Below are 16,131 nucleotides of genomic sequence, written 5' to 3' on the forward strand. Positions count from 1 at the left end.
GCACCCATCTGCTGGGCCACATCAACCTTAAAACCGCGCGACTGGAGCCCGCATGCCGGTGGCACGCGGGGGAAGAGGTGTAACCCATGTTGCCGGTTCAAAGTGTTACCCATGCTCCGGTTGAACAATCCCCGAGTTAGGCGCATAAGCTCCCCTCGCCCCCGCGGGAGAGGGGGAGTCGACCTACTCCATATTTTCAATACCTGAACTGCGACACTGCTGCCTGCAACTCACCCCCCATTGACGCCAGCGGCGTAGGTTGGGCTGACACAGGAAGCCCAACAACCCAGGTTTGCGGCAAAACGCCCCCATCCAATGGGCGCCAAGCCGGTGCTGGAGAGTCATTGAATCAAGCGCGTCTCGCGATGAAGGAAATGTCCGTTGCCCGCTCATTGTTGGGCTTCCTGCGTCAGCCCAACCTACCTGGCTCAAGTCAGCTGCATAGCGACTCACGCCAAACCCTCAATACCTGAATTGCGACACTGCCGCCTGCAACTCATCCCCCATCGACGCCAGCCTGTCGGTCCTTGAACCGGTCTCCGAGGCATGTCCGTTAATCGCTTCAATCTGGCGCGCCAGGTTGGTGAGGTTGCGGTCGATGCTCTGGATGGCGTCGCTCTGTTCGGCGGTGGCCTGGGCCACCTGCTGGTTCAGGTCCTGCATCTGACCGGCCTTGGATTCGATGTCGGTCAGGCTACTGCGGCAGTGCCGGATGCGGTCCACGGTGACCCGACTCTCTTCGAGGCTTTCCCGGATTTCCGCCACGGCGCGCTGGGCGTCGGCCTGGAGGTTTTCCACCAGGCTCTGGATTTCCACGGTGGAATCCCCCGTGCGACTGGCCAGCCCGCGCACTTCATCGGCCACCACCGCAAAGCCCCGGCCGGACTCCCCGGCGCGGGCCGCCTCTATGGCGGCATTCAGGGCCAACAGGTTGGTCTGCTCGGCGATGCCCCGGATCACATCCAGCACGGTGCCGATGGATTCACTGCGCTCCGCCAACTGGTGGATCACGCCGCTGGCGGCGTCAATACGGCCGGTCAACGACTCCATCGCTCGCACGGACTCTTCGGCCGCCGCACCGCCCTGTCGGGTCAGTTCACTTACCGCTTCGGCCAGGCGCGCCGCATCGCCGGTGCTGGTCTGAATGCCTTCGGCCGCTGCCGTCATCTGGTTGGTGGCGGTGGCCACCAGGCTGGTTTCCTGCAATTGTTGATCGACCTGAGTAGCCAGGGCCTGACTGCCCTCACGTCCCGTCGTCGCGACCTCGCCCAGTTCGGAGGTGGACAGTCCCAACTGGCGGATCAACTCGCGGAAGCGGGCCAGCATGCCATCAAAGGCCTGACTGATCACCTGCAACTCGTCATTGCGACGATAATCGAGACTGGCCGTCAGGTCGTTGTGGGTCTGGATCTGGTCGATGCGCCGGCCAAGGGCGCGGATCGGTTTCAGGACCGAGCGCAGGAAGATGCCACCGAACAGCACGGCAAAACCCGCCATCGCGACCATCATGGCGAGACTGACCGTGGTGGCCTGGTCGATGTCGCCGCGGATGGCCGTTACCGAATCCGCCACCGCGCCGCCGGCGGCTTCTACGTCATCGCCGGCGGCCAGCACGCCATCGCCCAGCGCCTGTTCCTTTTGCCGGTAATCCTCGCGGATGCCATCCAATTGCTTGGTCAGGGTGACCGCCCGCTCCCGGGCCGCTTCCCCCATCGATCGCCCCATCAGCATCATCGACTTCTCGAAGAAGTTGAACATCTTCTCGCCGAGCATGCGGTATTCCTTGAGGGTCTTTTTCATGGACTCGACGGTTTGACCTAGATCCGGGTTGTCCGCCACCAGACCATCCAGCGCCGTCACAAACGCCTTGTCCGCGGCGTGGGCGTTGTCGAGGGATTCGTGGTCGGCGGTCAGCGCGGCGTGGGAGTACCAGTATTGCAGCGCTTCCAGCTGACGCTGGGCCTCGTTGACGCCCTGGGCCCGTTGCGCCAGCTCCCGCTGCTGGCGGATCAATTCACCCTGGTGGCGAGTAGCTTCCAGTTGGCGGGCAATGCTGGCCTGTTGCCGATCGACACTCTGGCCGATGGTTTCAATACGCTGGATTACCAGACCCGACGCCCCCACCGCGATGGCGGTCAGCAGCGCAAATAACACAATCACTTTGGTCCGAATGGACAGCGTGCGGCGACCGAGCGGTGCCGAAGCGGCAGACAGACGCATGACGATTACTCCTTCTCGTGACCACGAGCAGATGACTGAACCAGATAGTGGCGACGGTTCCAGCCACGCATCGTATCCAGGCGTCGCAGCAGGTCACCGGCGTGGTTAAGGGTGGGACGAACCGGCTTCTCGCCGGCCATCATGTCCGCAAAGCGACGGGTGAGCAGATCCCAGAAGCGCTTCATTTCCGGCACGTTGGGCATCATTTCGCCGGTACTGGCCGACTCGAAGGTGTGGCGAATAAACGGGTCCTGAGCCAGGGTCTGCTCCATGGCCAGGTGCGTGACGGCGCCCAGGGGCTTGTCGTCATTGATGGCTGTCAGCCCATCCATGGTGAGCAGGTAATTTTCGATGAATTGCTGGGCGAGTTCCGCGTTCGGCGACGCGGCACTGATGCCGGCGGCCAGCACGCCCACGAAGGGCTTGCCCGGATGTTTGACATCGATACCCGGCACATCGGCGATACCAATGTCGATGCCGGCTTCGCGCAGCTCGCCCCAGGCCCAGGGGCCGTTAATGATCATGGCGGTATCGCCGGCCTTGAAGCCCTTCATCATGCGACCATAATCGTCATCTTTCTGGATGACGCCCTGGCGCAACAGTGCCCGGATCTTGTCGACCGCCGCTATGGCGCCCGGCTGGTCCACGCCCACCTTGGTCAGGTCGTAATTGCCGTCGGTCTTGCCAAAGCTGAAGCCGCCGGCACCGGCGATGATCGGCCAGGAAAAATAGACGTTCTTGTAATCCCAGGCGATGGCCCGCTTGCCCTTCTTACGCAGCGTGCTATCCAGCGCCGCCACGTCATCCAGCGTCCGGGGCGGCTGGCTGACCAGCGCCTTGTTGTAGATAAGGCTGACCACTTCCGTCGCGATCGGGTAGCCGTAGACCTTGTCGCCCACGGTGACCGCGTGCCAGGCAAACGGAGCCAGAGCCTCCTTTACGGGCGCGGATGGTTTGACCGCCTCCAGCAGACCTTCGTTGATCCAGGCCCCGAACCGGTCGTGGGGCCAGATGATGATGTCCGGCGCCTCGCGGGTGTAGCCGGCGTGATCGAACTTGCTGGTCAGGTCTTCCGGGGTCTCAACGACAACGGGAACGCCGGTATCGGCCTCGAACCGCCGGCCCACCTCGGCCAGACCGTCGAAGCCCTTGTCGTTGTTGATCCAGATGTGCAACGTGCCACGCTCCACCGCCCATGCAGGCTGGGTAAGCACGCTGAAGAGAAAAAGCAGAACACAGGTAAAACGGATGCTTGCGATACGCATGGTCGACTCCACCGATAGCCGGCGATCCAGATGCGCGAACGCGGAACGGCTCAAGTGGAGGTCTTGCACCATCCCCGGCACAACGGTCGCCGTGGTGTGGCGGGCAGGCCCGGACACACCGGTCTTGTTATTGTCATGGGGGCGCAAAGCCAGGCGTTATGGTCCCGGAGTGCACCAGGGAGTCAGTGTATGGGGCGACGCACAAGACCCGCGTCATTCCGGGAGGATAAAAGTGGGGGGTAGGTTACCGGCGTAGAGTGTCATCGCAGGGGCGCAACCCCGGATCATCACCAGCAACGCGGCAATGACCCAGGATTGGAGGCAGCCCTATTCAGGCTGCCAGAGAAATTGCAGGCCCAGTTCGGACTGACCGTCACCATCGACATCCTGACCAACCGAGCCGGCGCTGATGGACCGTTGATTGTGGAGGTTCGAGTAGATCTGACGAAAATAAAGGCCAAACTGAAGCGTTCTCTACTGTGGATCCAGAGGCGCCAGGGATTGCAGGTAACCCGCTTCGACACCGAGAGCCGAACTGAGAGTTGCATCGTCGACATCGTGATCTGACATGTGCGAGGCGCCCACCCGCGGCCCGATGTAGACACCGCCGCTGGTATTCCGTTCCCGCCAGACCAGATCGGCACCGGACTGCTGCGGCAAATAAAGAGTGTGACTGCGTGACCCGGTGAATTCGCTGAGCGTGTAGTCCGTATCCACTTGCGTCCGCATTTGGACCTGATCGCCAGCAGCCTGGACGAAGGGCGCGACCAGGCAACCCAGTAATGGCCAAATCATCCGCTTCACACGCGTTTCTCCTGTGGTGGTCCGTCAGCACCGAAGGCCTGACCGCATCATTCAACGGGCAGCGTAACAAATCCGGAATGAAAGAATGACCCGTCTTGGATTCCGTTACGATACTGTCCTGTGTTGCCAAGTCTAGCGTTTGAATGCAAATTTTGCGCAAAATTCACCCAGCGGACTTTGACGGGCCGCATCCCGATCCGTTTCACACCACCCAGCGAGACTGGGTGCCGTTGCTGATCCCTTCCAGGTTCTGCGCCGTCAGCTGCACCATCCGCTGCCGGGCTTCCTTGCTGGCCCAGGCACAGTGCGGTGTGACGATCAGGTTGGGAATATCCGGTGACAGCAACACGTTGCCATTGGCGGGCGGCTCTTCGGTGAGCACGTCAAAACCGGCCCCACCGATGCGGCCCTTGCGCAGGGCATCCGCCAGTGCCTTTTCGTCGACCAGGCCGCCGCGGCTGGTGTTGATCAGCAAGGCGTGCTTCTGCATTTTCGACAGGGCATCGGCGTCGATCAGGTTGCGCGTGTCGTCCGTCAGCAGACAATGCAGCGACAGGACGTCCACCCGTGGCAGCAGTTCTTCCAGAGGCATGCGCGGCATGCCGTCCACTTCGCCGGCCTCCTGCCCCGGCCGGGCGGCCAGCAGGATATTCATGCCGAAGGCCTTGGCCAGCTCGGCCAGGCCCTGGCCCAGATCGCCGTAGCCAACGATGCCCAGCGTCTTGCCCTCCAGCTCCATGATGGGGTGGTCCATCAGGCAGAACTGGCGGCTTTGCTCCCAGCACCCGGCGCCTACATCCTGGTGGTAGTCGATCAGCCGGGTGGCCAGGGCCAGGATCAGGGTCATGGTGTGCTGGGCAACGGACGCGCGACCGTAGCGGATGGCATTCACCACTTTGATGCCGCGCGCTTTGGCCGCCTCCAGGTCGATGTTGTTGGTGCCGGTGGCCGTCACCACGATGTGGCGGATGTCCGGGTGGGCTTCAAAATGGGTTTCGCCCAGCACCACCTTGTTGGTGATCACGGTATCGAAACCGGCGATCCGCTCTTCGACCTGGTCCGGTGCGGTCTGCTCGTATTGGACCAGCTCGTCGACGGCCTCGCGGATCGGGGCGAGATCGACATCATGACCCAGGGTGGCGGCATCGAGGAAAACGGCTTTCATAAGCAGGTGTCCTTGGCGGTAAATGTCAGTGTTGCCAACAGATTACACGCTCGCCAGGCCGGCTTCACGTCCTCCATCATGACAAAGACGACAGACGAGTCCGTGACAGGAACGTATGACCATGCTGTTGATCTGTATGTTCAGGTACCCACTGACACCGGACGCCATCCCGGTCCATACTGTTTTGCAAATAACAGGCAGGAGGTTCGCCGATGGAGCACGAATTCTGGCACGCCCGCTGGAAAAACCAGGAAATCGGTTTCCACGAGGGAACGGTCAACCGCTATCTTCACGAGCACTGGCCCGAGATGGTCCACCACGGTAACGAGACGGTTCTCGTGCCCCTGTGCGGCAAGTCGAAAGATTTGTGGTGGCTGCACGACCGGGGCCATCCGGTGATGGGTATCGAACTCAGCGCCATCGCCTGCAAGGACTTCTTCGAGGAGGCCGAAGCCAAGGCCCGGGTGTTGCCCGGCCAGCCGTTCACCCGGTACATCCACGACGATGAGCTGGAACTCTGGTGCGGCGACTTTTTTCAGCTGGTGCCCGACGATGTCCGCCATGTACGTCTGGTCTATGACCGGGCGGCGCTGATCGCCCTGCCGCCCGAGATGCGCCGGGATTACGCCGATCACCTGGAGGCCATCCTGCCGGATCAGGCGGCCATCCTGCTGATTACTCTGGATTACGATCCGGGCGAGATGAAAGGCCCGCCGTTCAACGTGAGTAACGACGAGGTGCATGCCCTGTTCGGCGATGAATTCGAGATCGACCGTATACTGACCAACCCGCTGGAAAAGGACCATCCCTTCGCCAAACGCAAAGGCCTGAACAACGGCTCTGAAAGCGTGTTTCGTCTGCGCCGCAAGAACTGAACGGCAGGCCGGATACACGCTCCGGCCTGCACTCACTGCACGTGTTGACGAACGGTTGAAGCTGGATCAGACGTGGCTCAAGACCTGAGCCAGCGTGACCGCCGGATAGGCATTGGGATCATTGGGATCCTCACTCAACCAGACGTCGGTGGGCCACTCGGGAATCGCGCAGATGACCTCATAATCGCCGGAATCCCCTTTACCCAGTACATAAAACGCCGAGGGCAGCCAGGCGTCCCCCTCATTGGGCGGCTCGGTACTCAGGTTGATATCGGCCGGTGTGATCTCACTGATGGTTTTGGTGCCGGAAGCCGGCATGGTAATGACCTGCGTCGAGCCCTGCGATCCGGGCAGAGATACCTCAGAGGCCGCCACCTGCGGGATCAGGACCTCCACGAACATATTGGACCCGGCATTGGCGACGGTGGACGTCGAGGCGATAACCAGAATGGATGTAACGGGAACATCGGACATGGCAACCACTCCTTTTCCGTGGAGGATGTACGGTGACATGGTGACAGTGTTGGTGCGACTGCAGGCAACTTCCCCTCTGCCTGTTCAGGAAGATTAGGCCGACGCTGTCGTCAGCACAACCCCATTCAAACATCCAAATCGCTGCGCCCTTGGCAGCTATGCCGTCAGCGGCACGACGTAGCTGAACCGCTTGCGATACTGCTCCATGGTGCAGCCCACGGAACGCTTGAACAGGCGTCTGAAGGATGACGCATCCTCGTAACCCACCCGCCAGATGATCTGTGCCGTCTGGTCGCGGCTCGATTCGAGGAAATGCTTGGCGGCTTCAATCCGCAGCTGTTGCAGGTAACCAATGGGCGTCTCCCCGGTGGCATCCTTGAAACGGCGTTTGAACGTGCGCGGCCCCAGCGCGGCGATGTCGGCCACCTGATCGATGGCCACCGGCTCGGCGTAATGGGTCTCCAGCCAGGTCTGCGCCTTGAGGATGGACGCGTCCTGATGCGCCTTGTGGCCATAGAATCGCATATAGGGCGTCTGCTCCATGCGCCGGTTGTCCAACACGAGCAGTTTGCTGCACGCCAGCGCCACCGCCGGTGAAGCCAGCCGTTCCACCAGGTACAGGCAGAGGTCGGAAAACGCCGATGCCCCGCCGGCGCATATCACCGGGCCGTTATCCACCAGGAGTTGATCCACCTCCAGCCGCACGCCGGGATAGCGTTGCTGAAACAGGTTCGCGGCACGCCAGTGTGTCGTGGCAGCCATGCCGTCCAGCAGCCCGGCTTCCGCCAGCACGAAGCTGCCGGTACAGACGCTCGCCAACAGGGCGCCCCGATCCGCCGCCGACCGCAGCCAGCCGAATAACGGCCGGGCGGCGTCCAGCGCGCGCTCGACGTAGGTATCGACCACCACGGCCTCCAGCGCCGACCCCACTACAATCAGATCCGGCTTGAGATCGTCAAGGCGCGCCGTCGGCGTGACCAGCGCGCCGCTATAGCCTCGCACCGGCTCGCTGTCGGCCGTCACGATGTGGCACTCAAACAGGGGCTGTTCGGACATCTTGCGGCCGCAGTAGTTCGCGGTGGCGAAGAAATCCATCACGCCATGGACGCCGCTGGCATGGCAGTAAGGTTGGGCAACGATGGCAACCGTGATCATGACGCAATGACCTATTCAGCACTTTAAATGTCAAATATGACACTCCTGGCGAATCGGGGCAAGCCGTAACCTGATCCTGTCATCCACCGGGATCCACCGAGGATCCCTGCCAGGAGTGCTGATCATGAACGTTCCCGTCAAAGCCTTTCCGGCCGTCACCCGTCTCCCTGACAAGCCCCGATCCGCGCGACCGGGACTGAACCGCTCATTGCGGCGACTAGGCCTTTCGCTGTACGCCCGGGTTTCGCCGACCGGAGCCGCCAGTCTGGTGAACCGGCAATTCTTCCGTCCTTCGCGACTGCCGATGCCCTCCCGCTACGAGTACTTGCTGGACGAAGCCGACAGCCACACCCAGCTTCACCACGGCAGCAATACCATCCCAATTTACAGCTGGGGTGAAGGGCCGACGGTGCTGGGCGTGCATGGCTGGTCCGGTGCGGGTATCCAGTTCGGTGCCTATGTCAAACCGCTTGTGGCCGCCGGCTATCGGGTGGTGCTGTTCGATGCGCCGGCCCATGGCCGGGCCCAGGGCTCACAAACCGATCTGTTTGAAATGGCGGAGGTGGTTCGGCGTGTTGGCCAGAGCACCGGGCCCGTGCATGCCATCCTGGCCCACTCGCTGGGTTCACTGGCCGCCGCCCGGGCACTGACGCACGGCCTGAACGCAAAGCATCTGGTTCTGCTGGCGCCGCCGTCCGACTTATCATCGGTGGTCAATGGGCTGGGGGCTACGCTGGGCGTTCCCGCCAGCGTCCTGCGCGACCACCGCCGAATGATGGAAGACCGTTTCGGGGAGGACCTGTGGAACCAACTGTCACTCCCGCATCTGGCGTCGGGGCTGCCCGGCAACGGGTTGGTGGTGTACGACAGCGATGACCGGCATGTTCCGCCGTCCCAGAGTGAACGGGTCCGGGTCAGCTGGACGGTCGCCGACGTGCTTCAGACTCGCGGTCTGGGCCATCATCGCCTGCTCTGGCATCCCGACGTGGTGGACGCGGTGGTCACCCGAATCACGAACACCCATTAATCTCAGCCCTGGCGGAGCACCTGGCTGTCGCTCCGCCAGGATCAGACATCATCCATGCTGAGCACCTGTCGGGCGAGACGCATGTACTCATTGGTTTCCATCGCCAACAGCGACGTCATGAGCTCAGCGACTTCGGGGATTTCAGCCTTGCGGACGAGCGACTCGTAAAGTGCGATCAACTCATCGTGGAAGGCGAAGATTTCCCGGGCAATGTCGTCGAAACCCAGCGTGGCGTAGTGGGCATCGGTCTTGCGGTCGGTCTGGAAGGCGTGATGGCGGACGAAGTCGTATAACCGCGTCTTCAGCGCCTTGGGATCGGCCTGACGCTCGAACTCGGCGGTGATGCGTTCCAGCTCCGCCTCATGCTCAGAGAGATAGTGGAGCAAGGCGCTAGCGCGTTCGTTTTCGTTCCGGCCGCTGCACTCGTCCAGGCTGCGGGACAGATGCCCGTGGAGTTGCCTCGCCCAGTCGATGAGGTCTTCAAAGGTCCTGATTTCCATAAGAAGCATCCCCGCCGTAGTAGCGCCCCGCGCGCCATCGAAGTCTGACGAGATCGCCAAGGGGCTGATCGGTTGATGCTCTCACAGCGGCCGGGCTCCCGGTATGACGCCGGTCAAGCCAGCCGCATAAAGCCGCACGCTAGCCTTCCCTGCCCTGCATGGCCCGGTCCAGCAACTGGGCCGTATGCAACGCCGTGCGACCACTGCCGTGCCGGATCTGCTCGCGACAACTGAAGCCGTCCGCAATCAGATACGTGTCCTGTGGCGTCTCCCGCAGTGAAGGCAGCATCGCCGACTCGGCAATGCGCATGGAGACCGGGTACTTGTCGGCATCGAAGCCGAACGCGCCCGCCATCCCACAGCAACCATTATCCGGCAGGCTCACCTTGAGCCCCAGACCTTCCAGCAGCGAGCGGGTGCCTGCCATGCCAACCAGAGCCTTCTGGTGACAGTGACCATGCACCCAGGCGTCCCCATCGAGACTCGGCAGCGACAGATCCGTCTGCTGCGCCAGGAAGTCCGGGAACAACCAGGTGTTCTCCGCCAGCCATTGGGCGCGCCGGTCGTCCGGGAAGAAGTTCAGCAGTTCCTCGCGGAACGTGCTCATACAGGAGGGCTCCAGCCCCACGACCGGAATGCCGGCCTCGATCGCCGGTGCCAGCGTTTCCAGCACCTGCCTCAGGCGCCAGCGGGCACGCTCGAGCATGCCGTGGTCGTACAGCGGCCGGCCGCAGCAGACCGGTCGCCCCGGCAACTGGACGGCATAGCCCAGGCGCTCCAGCACCCGAGATGCCGACTGCAGACAATCGGATTGCAGGAAGTTGTTGAACGTATCGGGCCACAGCATCACCGCCGGGCGCCCTTCCGGCATCGATACCGATCGATAATCCCGGGTGAACGGATGGGGCGAAAATGACGGCAGATCCCGTTCAGCGGTCATACCGGTCAATTGGCGAACGACGGCGGCGGCGCCGGGCAGCCGCGTCAGCCCGTTGAAGAGGCGCGGCGCCTTTCCGGCCACCCGGGACCATTCGTGGATCAGCCCCAGCGTCCAGGCCTGGCGCGGGCGCCGGTGATGTTCGTAGTAGTGGGCCATGAACTCGGCCTTGTAGGTGGCCATGTCCACCTGCACCGGGCACTCCTGCCGGCAGGCTTTGCAGGCGAGGCAGAGGTCCAGGGCTTCATGCACGGACTCGTTGCTCCAGACACCCTCCAGCGTGTCGCCGTGGAGCATCTCGAACAGCAGCCGCGCCCGTCCCCGGGTGGAATGCTTCTCTTCCTGTGTGCCCCGATAGCTCGGGCACATGGTGCCCCCGGCGTAGCTGCGGCACTTGCCCACGCCCACACAGCGATGGGCCGCGGAGGAGAAGCGCCCCTCGTCCCGGTGAAAACTGAAATACAGCGGTTCCGGTTCGACGGGGTCATGGTCCGGGCCGGTTCGCAGGTGCTCGTCGATGCGGTACGGATCGATCAATTTGTGGGGATTGAGACGGCCCTGCGGGTCCCAGATCGTCTTGAATGCCCGGAAAGCATCCATCAATTCCGGGCTGAACATCCTGGGCCAGAGCTCCGCCCGTGCCTGCCCGTCCCCGTGCTCGCCGGACAGCGACCCGCCATAGGCCACCACCAGGTCGGCGGCTTCATCAAGGAAACGGCGCCATGTGGCAACGCCCTCGTGGCTGGACAGGTCGAACGTCATGCGGCCGTGGATGCAGCCGTCGCCAAAATGCCCGTAGAGTGAGGACCGATAGCCGTAGCGGTCCAGTAGTTTGCGGAAGTCGCGCAGGTAGTCGCCGACCCGTTCGGGGTCCACCGCCGCATCTTCCCAGCCGGGATAGCTCTCGTCCTCGCCCGGCAGTGCATTGGTGGCCGCCGAACCGCTCTTGCGAACATTCCAAACCCGATTGGCCTCGTCGGGGTCCGTGTAGAGTTTGCTGTCGACGCAGTGAGCCTGCTGGCTGTCGATGGCCTTCTGCGCAGCCCGGGTCGCCTCTTCCATGGAATTCCCGCCAAACTCCGACAGGATCCAGCCATTGCCGTCCGGCAGCCCCTCGATGGCGTGCAGCCCCCAGCCTTTCTTGCGCATGTCCCCGACGATGCGCTCATCGAGGCCTTCCACCGAGAGCGGCCCGGTTTTCAGGATCGCCGGTGCCTGGTCCCCGGCCTGGCAGATGTCCTCATACCCGAGCACCACCAGCACCCGGTGCGGCGGACTGTCCACCAGTCGCATGCGGGCCGACAGCGTGACCGCACAGGTGCCTTCGCTGCCAACCAGCGCGCGGGCTACGTTGAAGCCGTTTTCCGGCAACAGCGCGTCCAGGTTGTAGCCCGACACCCGCCGCCGGATGTCGGGAAAACCGCTGCGGATGTGATCGGCGTAGCGGTCCCGCAGATCGCGCAGAGCTTGGTAGATCTCACCTTTGCGGCCACCGGCCTCAATGATGTCGGCCAACTCGTCCTCGGACGTGGGCCCGACCGTCATGCGCACACCGTCGTAGGTCAGGATCTCCAGGGATTCGGTGTTGTCGTCGGTCTTGCCGGCCATCACGGAATGGGCGCCGCAGCTGTTGTTGCCGATCATGCCGCCCAGGGTGCATTGGGTATGGGTCGAAGGATCCGGACCGAAGGTCAGGCCGTGCTGCTCGGCGGCGTCCCGGAGGACGTCACAGACAACCCCGGGCTGGATGACCGCGGTCCGATCGTCCGGTTCCACCGCCAGCACACGATTCATGTATTTCGAGGTATCCAGGACCACAGCGGCATTGCAGGTCTGGCCGGCCAGGCTGGTCCCTGCCCCACGCATCAGGATGGGCGCGTCGAACCGGCGGGCCACGGCCACCGCCTGCTCGATGTCCTGCTCGTGACGGGGAATGACGACGCCGGTCGGTACCTGGCGGTAATTGGAGGCGTCGGTGGCGTACAGGGCTCGACTGCCCATTTCGAAACGGACTTCACCGTCGATGACCGACTCCAGGGCGGTCACCAATGAATCGATGTCAGCCGTATGGTCGGCGGCGACTGCGATTTCTCTGGCCATGCGCGCTCCTTACGGTGCGTGCAGGAGTGAATGGGCGGCCCCGTCTCACCGGCCGGGCAAGACGGGCCTGATCCGGTCGGACGCGTTCAGACGTCGTCCATACTGCGCACCTGGCGGGCCAAGCGCATGGATTCGTTCTGCTCCATGTCCAGCAGCTCCTGAACCAGGTCGGCAACTTCGCGCAGCTCGGCCTTGCGCAACAAGGCCTGATAGAGCGCCATCAGCTCATCGTGGAAATGGAAGATTTCGTCGGCAATCTCGTCAAAGCTGAGCTTGGCGTAATAGTGATCGGGCTTGCGGTGGGCGTCGAACGGTTTGTGGTTGTAGAAATCGTACAGGCGGGTCTTCATTGCCTTGGGATCCGCCTGCTTCTCGAATTCCGCAGTGATGCGTTCCAGCTCCGACTCATGTTCGGACAGGTAGCCGAGCAGAGCACTGGCCCGCTCGTTCTGGTTACCCTCGGCCGATTCTTTCAGAGAACGGGCCAAGTGCGCGTGAAGTTGACGCGCCCAGTCGATGAGGTCCTCAAACGTCTTGATTTCCATTCGGCGTCCTCCGTAGTCTGACGGCGACGTTTGCCGGCCACCTCAACCGATGGCCGACGACCTGACCCTCAGTGTAACCCACAAACCGGTGCACACCTGAACGGTTCTCCTGACGATTCTGTCATGGACGCGAGGAACAACCACGATGACAACGCTGAAAACAACGGATGATCGCTACATCGTCGTACGGGGCCGGCTCTGGCGTGCCACGAATCCAGAGCTGCCGGCCAGCGACCGCGAGTACTGGACGAAGCAGTTGATGGCGGCCCGCCGTGAGGTCCGAGATGCGAAACAGACCGATGACAGCAGGGCGTTAAAAGCAGCACGGGCATCGGTGGACGAGGCGAAACGCGCACTGGGCGAGCGCGGTGAGGTCTGGTGGACCGATGGGGCGCCGGACTATAACCGCTGCCTGGTCGCGAACACGCCCTACGCGGCTTGGTACCAGCAGCTTCCGGCCAGTGACGGCAATCAATCAGGCGGATGACGTGTCGCAGCGGCGGGCCAGCAACGCAGCGACCGACGGGTAATCAGACTGTCGGGCGGTTGCCTCGGGCTGACTCGACGCGGGTTTCGGCTGTATGTCTGCCGGCGGGGGTACGACCGGGACAGGTTCCGGCAGAGCGAGTTCAGGCAGCGGCGCCTGCGTGCCGGCCATCAGCTCACCGATGTAGTCCGCCAGAATGACCTCCGGTTGACCGGAAAGGTCGGCAGGTGACTGCGTCATCGCTTGGCTGGAAACCGACGGCCGCTGATCGGCGCGCCAAAGACGGCAGATCTGCCCGCCCAACAGGCCCAGCAAAATCAATGTGAGTATTTCAGCAGCCTTCACCAGCAAGCTGACGGACATGTCGCATCCCTGTGAAATCGCCAACCCCGGCGGGCGGCTCGTCAGTACCATCGGAAACTATCGCAATAGTACACACAATTTACCGAATGTCCGTGAACTGCTGTTCAATTTTTCGACTTGTCCGGCATCACCACCCATTCCGGATCTTCGAACTCACCGATGCGGCGGATCTCCACGAACGGCGCCGCGCTGCGGATGATCGCCCGAATCTCTTCATTGGGCTCGCCCTCCATCGCGTCCCGACTGGCCTTACTGTCCCATTGGGCAATGGCGATCAAACGCATGGGATCGCCAATCATCCGGTGCAGCTCGGTACCCCGGGCCCCCGGCGCCTGCTGGATCAGCTCGCTGGCACGCACCCAGGCATCCGCGTATTCCTCGGCGGTGTGCCCTTCCTTGATGCGGACTTCGAAGATGTATTTCATGGTGGTCTCCCTATCAGCTGAACACTCCGCCATCATAGGCGCTGATTGCCGGCGCTGGAACGCATTCAACACATACCGCAGCTGCTTCCCTGAGATGCCAAGATAAGTTACGGTTATTGAATGGCCCAGCCTTAAAATACAATGATTTGTCGATTTTCACTGCTCGGAAAGGAACCCGGAAGCCTTGCCCAACCATCATGTGCCCGCTGTCGAAATAGTCGAGGTTTTGCGTCGATCCGAGCATGGCATGACTTTGCCTTTCATCTGTAGGGGAAGCGACGATGAAGTCTATTTCGTAAAGGGGTTTGGCGCTGGCCGTGTCAGTCAGATTAACGAGTGGATTTCCGGAAACCTTGCTCTTGCTTTCGGCATTCCCATCGCCCCCTTCAGACTTGTACAGGTTCCCGAGGATCTGCTGGAGGTACTCTCACCGGACGATGCAGTCGCTTTAGGCCAAGGACCAGCTTTCGGTTCAAAAGAACAAAGGATTACCGAACTGACGTATTCCCAGGTCTCCGAGGTTCCCGTTGAGCTGCGCCGTTCCTTGCTGATATTTGATTGGTGGATATCGAATGGTGATCGCCAACTCACGGAGAACGGCGGAAACCCAAACCTGTTTTGGGAGCCCCAGGCCCAGCAGCTGGTCGTCATCGATCACAATCAATCCTTCGACCCGGAATTCGAGGCCGATGATTTCTGCAGCTACCACGCGTTCAGGGATAGTATGTCCGGCGTGTTCGATGACTTAGTCGAGCGAGAACACTATACTTCGAAAATGGAGCAGGCCTTGAAAAACTGGAATGGCATCGTCGAATCTATCCCTGCGGAATGGCTGTACCGGGACCCGGAAATGACAATGCCATTGGATTTTCACCCCGAGTCGATGCTCAAACACTTGCAACGCTTTAGCAGCAACACATTCTGGAACTGGAAATGACCCGGCTAGCGTGCCAATACGCCATTGTGCGTTTCATGCCATACATTGAGACGGGCGAGTTCGCCAACGTTGGTATATTGCTGTGGGCGCCCAAAACCCATTACCTGGGTTTTAAGCTGTTACGTCGCAAGCACGCCCGTATTACCCAGTTCTTTGAAGAAATGGATCGGGGGGTCTACCTCAAAACCATGGCCAACTTGGATGCAGAGTTGAATCGTGTCCAGAGCATGGTCAGAGACGCCACATATCAATTTGACAACCGGGAATACGGTTTCCATAAGGGACTGTTCCAGGAACTGATTCGCCCTCGCGAAACCATTGTTCGATTCAGCGAACAGCGGGCCGTGTTGACGGAAAATCCCGAGCAAACCCTGCGGGACCTGTACGATCATTACGTAGGCAGGAACTTTGTCACCAAAGAGTATCAGGAAACTGTTCTTGAGAAAGGGGTCAGGAGGCTGCTTGAGCAGCGTGATCTCGCACGCCGCTTTACCAAACGTCGTATCGAGGATCAGCTTTACGGGGTGACGTTTCCGTTTGTCGAGCAGGGCGATGACAAGGCCATTCGGATTATCAAACCCCTTTTCCTTGGCCAGCCAGATTCTACAGCCATTATCGAGCACGGCGGTCGCTGGAAACTGAAAGTGGAACAGTTGAGAAACCGCAATCTGCTCGCCGGCCCGGTGTTATTTCCGGTACAGGGTCCGGAGGATGCAGCGCCATCCAATATCCGAACAGAAGCCTTTAGAGAAACCCAGAAAGCTTTGGCGGATGCCGATATCCAGGTCGTGTTGCATACGGATCAGCAGAAAGTACTGGAATTTGCAGCTCGTTGAGCAGGCCAGACGGCCT

General features: G+C 61.5%; 16 protein-coding genes. 5 read left to right on the plus strand and 11 right to left on the minus strand.

The genetic code is table 11. The features are described 5' to 3' along the window. Positions 1-462: 462 nt before the first annotated feature. The 4 genes from EB809_RS16095 to EB809_RS16110 all read right to left on the minus strand — a co-directional run bounded on the left by EB809_RS16095 (position 463) and on the right by EB809_RS16110 (position 5,454). Positions 463-2,220 carry a methyl-accepting chemotaxis protein gene (locus tag EB809_RS16095; RefSeq protein WP_123635860.1) on the minus strand — a complete coding sequence of 586 codons (1,758 nt, stop codon included), beginning with the start codon at positions 2,218-2,220 and terminating at the stop codon, positions 463-465. 5 nt (positions 2,221-2,225) lie between these two features. After that, positions 2,226-3,485 (minus strand): maltose/maltodextrin ABC transporter substrate-binding protein MalE, encoded by a 1,260-nt coding sequence (malE, locus tag EB809_RS16100; protein ID WP_123635861.1) that lies wholly within the window; start codon positions 3,483-3,485, stop codon positions 2,226-2,228. 474 nt (positions 3,486-3,959) lie between these two features. Continuing rightward, entirely contained in the window at positions 3,960-4,289 is a 330-nt protein-coding gene (locus tag EB809_RS16105) for a hypothetical protein (protein WP_123635862.1), read from the minus strand. A 202-nt stretch (positions 4,290-4,491) separates the two neighbouring features. Further along, the gene (locus EB809_RS16110; protein WP_123635863.1) at positions 4,492-5,454 is read right to left on the minus strand and encodes a D-2-hydroxyacid dehydrogenase; all 963 of its coding nucleotides are present in this window, start codon (positions 5,452-5,454) and stop codon (positions 4,492-4,494) included. 212 nt (positions 5,455-5,666) lie between these two features. Between EB809_RS16110 and tmpT the strand changes: the two genes are divergently transcribed. Beyond that, positions 5,667-6,329, plus strand: coding sequence for a thiopurine S-methyltransferase (gene tmpT, locus EB809_RS16115; protein ID WP_123635864.1), 663 nt, complete (start codon positions 5,667-5,669; stop codon positions 6,327-6,329). 66 nt (positions 6,330-6,395) lie between these two features. Here the strand turns inward: tmpT and EB809_RS16120 are convergent, their stop codons facing one another. Together EB809_RS16120 and EB809_RS16125 are read right to left on the minus strand one after the other, a co-directional pair. After that, positions 6,396-6,803, minus strand: a complete 408-nt coding sequence (locus EB809_RS16120; protein WP_123635865.1) for a hypothetical protein — start codon at positions 6,801-6,803, stop codon at positions 6,396-6,398. A 156-nt stretch (positions 6,804-6,959) separates the two neighbouring features. Then, positions 6,960-7,958, minus strand: coding sequence for a GlxA family transcriptional regulator (locus tag EB809_RS16125; RefSeq protein WP_123635866.1), 999 nt, complete (start codon positions 7,956-7,958; stop codon positions 6,960-6,962). Positions 7,959-8,082: 124 nt separating this feature from the next. Between EB809_RS16125 and EB809_RS16130 the strand changes: the two genes are divergently transcribed. Further along, positions 8,083-8,985, plus strand: coding sequence for an alpha/beta hydrolase (locus EB809_RS16130; protein WP_123635867.1), 903 nt, complete (start codon positions 8,083-8,085; stop codon positions 8,983-8,985). A 41-nt stretch (positions 8,986-9,026) separates the two neighbouring features. Here EB809_RS16130 and EB809_RS16135 read toward each other — a convergent pair whose 3' ends face one another. The 3 genes from EB809_RS16135 to EB809_RS16145 all read right to left on the minus strand — a co-directional run bounded on the left by EB809_RS16135 (position 9,027) and on the right by EB809_RS16145 (position 13,067). Then, the gene (locus EB809_RS16135) at positions 9,027-9,485 is read right to left on the minus strand and encodes an ATPase (RefSeq protein WP_123635868.1); all 459 of its coding nucleotides are present in this window, start codon (positions 9,483-9,485) and stop codon (positions 9,027-9,029) included. A 139-nt stretch (positions 9,486-9,624) separates the two neighbouring features. Next, positions 9,625-12,522 (minus strand): FAD-binding and (Fe-S)-binding domain-containing protein, encoded by a 2,898-nt coding sequence (locus EB809_RS16140; RefSeq protein ID WP_123635869.1) that lies wholly within the window; start codon positions 12,520-12,522, stop codon positions 9,625-9,627. Positions 12,523-12,608: 86 nt separating this feature from the next. Continuing rightward, a complete protein-coding gene (locus EB809_RS16145) occupies positions 12,609-13,067 on the minus strand; it encodes an ATPase (RefSeq protein WP_123635870.1) in 459 nt (152 codons plus the stop codon). A 145-nt stretch (positions 13,068-13,212) separates the two neighbouring features. On the opposite strand from EB809_RS16145, the gene EB809_RS16150 reads away from it, so the two are divergent. Next, the gene (locus tag EB809_RS16150; protein ID WP_123635871.1) at positions 13,213-13,554 is read left to right on the plus strand and encodes a hypothetical protein; all 342 of its coding nucleotides are present in this window, start codon (positions 13,213-13,215) and stop codon (positions 13,552-13,554) included. Here the strand turns inward: EB809_RS16150 and EB809_RS16155 are convergent. After that, the gene (locus EB809_RS16155) at positions 13,543-13,917 is read right to left on the minus strand and encodes a hypothetical protein (RefSeq protein ID WP_123635872.1); all 375 of its coding nucleotides are present in this window, start codon (positions 13,915-13,917) and stop codon (positions 13,543-13,545) included. The two genes, EB809_RS16150 and EB809_RS16155, sit on opposite strands and share 12 nt — an antisense overlap. 104 nt (positions 13,918-14,021) lie before the next feature. Beyond that, complete coding sequence (locus EB809_RS16160) at positions 14,022-14,342, minus strand: antibiotic biosynthesis monooxygenase family protein (RefSeq protein WP_123635873.1); 321 nt, start codon at positions 14,340-14,342, stop codon at positions 14,022-14,024. 184 nt (positions 14,343-14,526) lie between these two features. Between EB809_RS16160 and EB809_RS16165 the strand changes: the two genes are divergently transcribed. Beyond that, positions 14,527-15,279 carry a HipA family kinase gene (locus tag EB809_RS16165; protein WP_123635874.1) on the plus strand — a complete coding sequence of 251 codons (753 nt, stop codon included), beginning with the start codon at positions 14,527-14,529 and terminating at the stop codon, positions 15,277-15,279. Then, complete coding sequence (locus tag EB809_RS16170) at positions 15,276-16,115, plus strand: DUF3037 domain-containing protein (protein WP_223808002.1); 840 nt, start codon at positions 15,276-15,278, stop codon at positions 16,113-16,115. The genes EB809_RS16165 and EB809_RS16170 overlap by 4 nt, the downstream gene beginning before the upstream one ends. Positions 16,116-16,131 lie beyond the last annotated feature (16 nt).

The organism is Marinobacter sp. R17 (assembly GCF_003789045.1).
Lineage (GTDB): Bacteria > Pseudomonadota > Gammaproteobacteria > Pseudomonadales > Oleiphilaceae > Marinobacter_A > Marinobacter_A mangrovi.